The 1,698-nt window shown below is 57.9% G+C and carries 2 protein-coding genes; one reads left to right on the top strand and one right to left on the bottom strand.

From position 1 onward, the window contains the following. The coding region (locus tag QF010_RS33945; protein WP_429534838.1) for a hypothetical protein at positions 1–252 on the top strand (252 nt) is incomplete at its 5' end. Positions 253–725: 473 nt separating this feature from the next. Here the strand turns inward: QF010_RS33945 and QF010_RS33940 are convergent. Next, the coding region (locus tag QF010_RS33940) for a prolipoprotein diacylglyceryl transferase (RefSeq protein WP_429534837.1) at positions 726–1,698 on the bottom strand (973 nt) is incomplete at its 5' end.

Genomic DNA, 1,698 nt, shown 5'->3' with positions numbered 1-1,698 from the left:
CTGTCCTGCCGGGCGATGACGTCATGGTCGATCTATAGTGAAATCATGGGGGACATATGGGTAGCGGCTCGCGCTCATCGCGACGGGCCCACACTATCTGCAAATGGCGAATGGTCATTATTGTTTCAACTGAACTGTCAATTTGAAGTCTTAGATCCTGTTCCGTCCATGCGCACCGATGAATTAGCTTGCTGCTGTGGCATAGCCGCGAGGATGGATAGCTTTGCAGGACGGGATTTCTACCAAAACTAGCCCATGCCATTTGCAGAATCTGAGCCGATAGATGGGATAAATGCGAGACCGCGTGTTTTCAGACGCCAGCCGCGACACCTATTCTGCACGTTCGTACTGCACCGTGCTCCCCCACAACTGGGACGGGCCAGATTGAACTGTCCACCCAGCTCATCTTGCTGCACATCGCTAACGGCCTTTCAACCACCCAAATTGGCCCTGGTCACGTCCAATAGTTTCAATTGGCTTGAGTTGAATCGCGCCTTTCGCTGGCTTAACCAAGCATCGGATAGCCGCAAGATGGCGACTAACACTGATGTCGTGCGGTACCGATGACTTGGCCTGATTGGCGAGTGGGAAACGAAACAAGGGCGGGCTTGGCGCCCTCTTTTGGCGACGTTGCCTTCCTGTCTTTTAGTTTAGTGGGAATGCCGTCCTCATTCTTCGAACCGAAGGCGCTGGGGCATATCGCCCGCGCCATGACCTTGTGTGTGCTATCGCTGGTTTGGCCCGGGAAAAGAGGGTTCCCCAGAAGCAGGTCCTTGCTTTCTTGCACTGCGAATCTCCTCGACACGGACACCTAGCTGCGCCGCCAAAGCTAGTTCCTGAGCCTGAAGCGTTGCAAGATCAGCAGCCGTGGCCGTCGGACCTAATTCCCGAACGGCTTGGGCGGCTATCATTGCGCGGTTGTAATCCGTGACGCTGGCGTCGGGACCGAGCCTGGCCTTCGCGAGTTTGTCTTTGTTCGCGCGAGAGTAATCGGCGGGGGTGGCGTCGGGACCGAACCTGGCCTTCGCGAGTTTTTTTCTGGTCTCGCGGTCGTAATCGTTGGCGGTGGCGTCGGGACCGAGTCTGTCCTTCGCGAGTTTTTTTCTGGTCTCGCGGTCGTAATCGTTGGCGGTGGCGGCGGGACCGAGCTTGGCCTTCGCGAGTTCGTCTTTTTTCGCGCGGTCGTAATCGTTGGCGGTAGCGTCGGGACCGAACCTGGCCTTCGCGAGTTTGTCTTTGGTCGCTCGGGCGTAATCGGCGGCGGTGGCGTCGGGACCGAACATGGCCTTCGCGCGTTTTTCGCTGTTCGCGCGGGCGTAATCGGCGGCGGTGGCGTCGGGACCGAACATGGCCTTCGCGAGTTTGTCTTTGTTCGCTCGGGAGTAATCGGCGGCGGTGGCGTCGGGACCGAACATGGCCTTCGCGCGTTTTGTGCTGTTCGCGCGGTCGTAATCGATTGCGGTGGCGTCGGGACCGAACCTGGCCTTCGCGAGTTTGTCTTTGTTCGCGCGGGCGTAATCGGCGGCAGTGGCGTCGGGACCGAGCTTGGTCTTCGCGAGTTTGTCTTTGCTCGCGCTGAATTTCTCAGATAATACTTTTGGAAATGGCGTAACTCCAGCGGAGGCATTCGCGTAGAAAGCAGCGGCCGCTTGTTGATCAATGGGTGTCTTTCCGGGCTGGGCATTGATCGCTGCGACA

It is taken from the genome of Pseudomonas silensiensis (assembly GCF_050434865.1).
In the GTDB taxonomy this organism is placed as follows: Bacteria; Pseudomonadota; Gammaproteobacteria; order Pseudomonadales; family Pseudomonadaceae; genus Aquipseudomonas; species Aquipseudomonas fluorescens_W.
The sequence above is the reverse complement of the archived record's forward strand: the minus strand, read 5'-3'. Positions and strand labels throughout refer to the sequence as shown.